General features: G+C 68.6%; 3 protein-coding genes and 1 pseudogene. 3 read left to right on the top strand and 1 reads right to left on the bottom strand.

Annotated features, from left to right (window positions below):
- On the top strand, positions 1-2101 hold a 2101-nt coding region (locus tag AC1DZ6_RS19910), incomplete at its 5' end, for a S8 family peptidase (protein ID WP_477098872.1).
- A 69-nt stretch (positions 2102-2170) separates the two neighbouring features.
- Positions 2171-3319 carry an acyl-CoA dehydrogenase family protein gene (locus tag AC1DZ6_RS19915; protein WP_477098873.1) on the top strand — a complete coding sequence of 383 codons (1149 nt, stop codon included), beginning with the start codon at positions 2171-2173 and terminating at the stop codon, positions 3317-3319.
- A gap of 124 nt (positions 3320-3443) precedes the next feature.
- Here the strand turns inward: AC1DZ6_RS19915 and AC1DZ6_RS19920 are convergent, their stop codons facing one another.
- Complete coding sequence (locus AC1DZ6_RS19920) at positions 3444-3755, bottom strand: hypothetical protein (RefSeq protein ID WP_477098874.1); 312 nt, start codon at positions 3753-3755, stop codon at positions 3444-3446.
- Positions 3756-4193: 438 nt separating this feature from the next.
- Between AC1DZ6_RS19920 and AC1DZ6_RS19925 the strand changes: the two are divergent.
- A pseudogene (locus AC1DZ6_RS19925) lies at positions 4194-4408 on the top strand (methyl-accepting chemotaxis protein); the annotation flags it as partial.

Raw genomic sequence — 4408 nt, forward strand, 5'->3', positions numbered from 1 at the left:
TCCGCCCCCCGTCCCCAGCGCCGGCAGCGCCGAATACCAGCGCGGCTGGAACCTCGGCGCGATCCACGCCGACGCCGCCTATGGCAAGGGCGCGACCGGTCAGGGGATCACCGTGGCGGTGATCGACACCGGCGTGGACGCCAGCCAGCCGGACCTGGTCGGCGCGGTGTCGGCCGACTCCACCGACATCATCGGGCGCGGGGTCCTGGTCGGCTCCAGCCGCCACGGCACGCGGGTGGCCGGCATCATCGCCGCGCGCTTCAACGGGTCGGGCACGATCGGCGTGGCCTACGCCTCGACCATCCTGTCGATCCGGGCCGACGACAGCGGCGTGGCGACCTCCGACTGTCCCGAGTGCGTCTTCGATTCCAACGATTTGGCCGCCGCCCTGGACTACGCCGTGGCCAAGGGCGCCAAGGTGGTCAACCTGTCGCTGGGCGGCGACGGCCCGGAGGGGGCGAGGTTCCAGGCCGCCCTGGCCCGCGCCGCCGCCGCCGGAACCGTGGTCGCCATCTCGTCGGGCAATGACGGAAACGCCGACCCGTCATGGCCGGCCCGCTACGCGGTGGATCCGCGCTATGCCGGCTCGGTGATCGCGGTCGGCGCCCTGACCCAGGCCGGGGTGATGGCCAGCTATTCCAACAAGGCCGGGGTCGCGGCCAACGGCTACATGGCCGCGCCCGGCGACAGCATCACGACCGAATGCGGCGCCACGGGATGCGCGGTGGTCTCCGGCACCTCGTTCGCCGCGCCTCAGGTGGCGGGCGCCCTGGCCCTGCTGCTRCAGGCCTTCCCCACCCTTTCGGGCCGGGACGCGGTCGACATCCTGCTGCGCACCGCCAGCGATCTGGGAACGGCCGGGACCGACTCCACCTACGGCCGGGGCGGCCTGGACCTGGCCCGCGCCTTCGCGCCTGTCGGAACCAGCAGCCTGTCCCTGGCCGACGGCGGGACCACCGGCCTGACCGGGCCGGGCGTGGGCGGCAATGTCGGGGCGGCCTTCGGCTCGGCCCTGCGGCAAGCCGACGGCCTGCGCACGGTGATCCACGACGACTATAACCGGCTGTTCTCGGTCAACCTGGCCGACGGCATGCCGGGCGACCGGCGCGGCGCCCTGCTGACCCCGCCGCCGATCCAGGCCTCGAGCCAGGTCGTGCTGGGCGGTCCGGCCCTGGGCGGGCTGAACCTGGCGGTCTCGGTCGAGGGGCCGGTGTTCGACGAGCGCGCCCACGAGCCCGAACCGTCTCTGACTCTGGGTCCTCAGCCGATGCGGTCGATGCGGATGCAGGCCGCCTATGGACGCCTGAGCCTATCCAACTGGAGCGGCGAGGGCGGGGCGCAGGCCCCGGCCGGTCCGGCGGGCCGCGACGCCTTCCAGACCATCGCCCGGCCTGACCGCAGCACCCAGGCCGCTGTGCGCCTGGGCCGGTTCGCCCTGCTGGCCGAACAGGGCTCGGCCCATCCGCGTCGGCCGCTGCAGATCACTGAAATCGAAGGCTCCAGCTACAGCTCGGCCACCGGCATGGTCCAGGTCGGCGACGTCCTGATCAGCCTGACCGGGGGAGCGCTGGACGAGCCGCTGGGGCCGCTGGGCTCGTACCTGACGCCCGGCACGACCCTGGCCCTGCCGGCCAGGACCCGGTTCGGGGCGGCGGCGGTCGACTTCTATCCGGGACCGGGCCTGACCCTGCACGCCGACCTGTCGGTCGGCCGCACGGCGGTGGAGGGCGGCCTGCTGTCACTGGACCGGGCGATCAGCAGCGCCTGGCGGCTGGAAGCGGGCGCCGACTGCCGGCTGATCGGCCTGGCCTGCTCGCGCCTGACCTTCGCCGTCGCCCAGCCCCTGCGCATCGAGAGCGGCAAGTTCCAGGCCGTGCTGGCCGATGTGCCGATGACCTATGACGACCCGCTGACCTTCTCGACCCGGCGGTTCAGCGCCGCGCCCGATGGTCGGGAGATTGACCTGACCCTGGGCCTGGAGCGCGCCTTCGGGCCGTGGCGGTCGCTGATGGTGCGCACCAGTCTGGCGCTTCAGCCGGGGCACCAGGCCGACGCGCCGCCGGAAGTCGGGGCGCTGGCGACGTGGCGCTCGCGGTTCTAGCCCCTTTCTTTCCGGCGTTCCGCCGCTACAGTCTGCTCAAAACAAGTGTTTGAAGCAGGAAGGAACGCCATGGCCCTGGACCTCGAGACCCGCGAGCAGCTGATCGACACGGTTCGCCGGTTCGTCGCCGAGCGGCTGCGCCCGATCGAGGCCAAGGTCGCCGAGGACGACGCGGTGCCCGCCGAGATCATCGAAGAGATGAAGGGCCTGGGCCTGTTCGGTCTGTCGATTCCCGAAGCGTTCGGCGGTCTTGGTCTGAACATGGAGGAAGAATGCCTGGTCGGCGTCGAGCTGGGTCGCGCCTCGCCGGCCTTCCGTTCGGCGTTCGGGACCAATGTCGGCATCGGCAGCCAGGGGCTGGTGATGTTCGGCACGGACGAGCAGAAAGCCAAGTGGCTGCCCGGCATCGCGTCGGGCGAGATCGTCACCTCGTTCGCCCTGACCGAGCCCGAGGCCGGGTCCGACAGCGCCGCGGTCCAGACCCGGGCCACGCTGGACGGCGACGATTACGTCCTGAACGGCTCCAAGCGCTACATCACCAATGCCGGCAAAGCCTCGCTGTTCACGGTGATGGCCCGCACCAATCCCGACGCCAAGGGCGGTTCGGGCGTCTCGGCCTTCCTGGTGCCGCGTGATCTGCCTGGGCTTTCGGTCAGCAAGCCCGAGAAGAAGATGGGCCAGCAGGGGGCCCACATCCACGACGTGACCTTCGACAATGTCCGCGTGCCGGCCTGGAATCGCCTGGGCGCGGAGGGCGAGGGCTTCAAGGTGGCCATGCAGGTGCTGGATCGCGGGCGGCTGCACATCGCGGCGGTCTGCGTGGGCGTGGCCGAGCGATTGCTGGTCGACTGCGTGGCCTATGCCAGCGAGCGCAAGCAGTTCGGCGCGCCTTTGGCCAGCTTCCAGATGGTGCAGGCGATGATCGCCGACAGCAAGACCGAGGCCCTGGCGGCGCGCGCCCTGGTCCTGGAGACCGCCCGCCTGCGCGATACCGGCGTGGGCGTGACGCTGGAGGCGGCGGCGGCCAAGCTGTTCGCCTCGGAAATGGTCGGCCGGGTGGCCGACCGCGCGGTGCAGATCTTCGGCGGGGCCGGCTATGTCGCCGATTACGGCATCGAGCGCCTGTACCGCGACGTGCGGATCTTCCGGATCTACGAGGGCGCCAGCGAGATCCAGAAGCTGGTCATCGCCCGCGAGACGCTGAAGCGGGGCGGGTAAGACCCCAAAACGCAAAACGCCCCCGCCGGCCCCGGGCCGGAGCGTCCCCTGTAAGGACGCTCCGGCGGAGCCAGCGGAGGCGTATTAAGATCCCCCCAGAAAGCCTGGGGTGGAGCTTTTAGAGTTACGCGCCGCCCGGGAAGCGGAAGGGCACCTTCACGGTGCCGGTCTTGGCGCCCATCGGCAGCTTTTCAGCGATGCACATGGCGGCCTTGTCGAAGCCCTTACCAGCGGCGCTGTTGTCGACGACCTTACAGGCCGACAGCTTGCCGGCGTCGGCGGTGCATTCCAGCATCACCTGAGCGGCGTCCTTGGTGTTGGCGAATTGTTGCAGGCAACGGCCCATTTGGTCTTCAAAGCCACCGGCGGCGGAAGCCGCTTGAGCCACGAACAAGCTGCCAGCGATTCCCGCGGCAATAGCGATCGGATACTTCATCCCGCTGCTCCTAATAATGTGTCTCGCCCTTCGGACGTCGCGTCGTCCGGACGCCTGAGCTTTTTTGCATAGGCGAGTTAAAATAGTCTGAGTCATCGAGAGATAGTTTTATTTACTCGTTGGTAACCACGCTTGCTTGGCGAATACAGCGGTTTCACTTGAAACTAGACTCAGATCTCGTCTTTTAAGGCGGCTCCCGAAATAGGAGTGACTCACGCGGGCGCGCGGGCCTTTTCCTGAAAATCCGGCATTTGGTCCGGCTCAAAGGGTTGAAAAGCGGGGGGTGCGACAGGCCCTGCGGCAAAGGCTCTTAACCAAAGTCAGGAACTATTAGGAATATGTCGTGATGATCCCCCTCGACGTTGGTGATCCGTGCGCACGGAACGCCGCAAGAGGGGACCAAATCCGATGAAGCGCTTCCGGCTCGTCGATCTGCCATTGATCATCAAAATCGGCTTCGCGCCGGCGTTCGCCCTGCTCATGCTGGCCCTGATGGCCGGGGGAGCCATCGTCGTCCAGAAGAGCCAGTCCGCTGCGCTCAAGCAGGTCGTCGAACAGGACATGCGCATCAACAGCGAGATCCAGTCGCTGTCACGCCGCATCACCAACGCCCACGGCACGCTCTATCAGATCCTGGCCTCGAAGGCCGATCC

The sequence above is a fragment of the Caulobacter sp. P1_B12_2 genome (assembly GCF_056406675.1).

Bases quoted from the DNA above. Each gene is read 5' to 3' on its own strand.
- AC1DZ6_RS19915 (WP_477098873.1), top strand. From the start codon at position 2,171: ATGGCCCTGGACCTCGAGACCCGCGAGCAGCTGATCGACACGGTTCGC.
- AC1DZ6_RS19920 (WP_477098874.1), bottom strand. From the start codon at position 3,755: ATGAAGTATCCGATCGCTATTGCCGCGGGAATCGCTGGCAGCTTGTTC.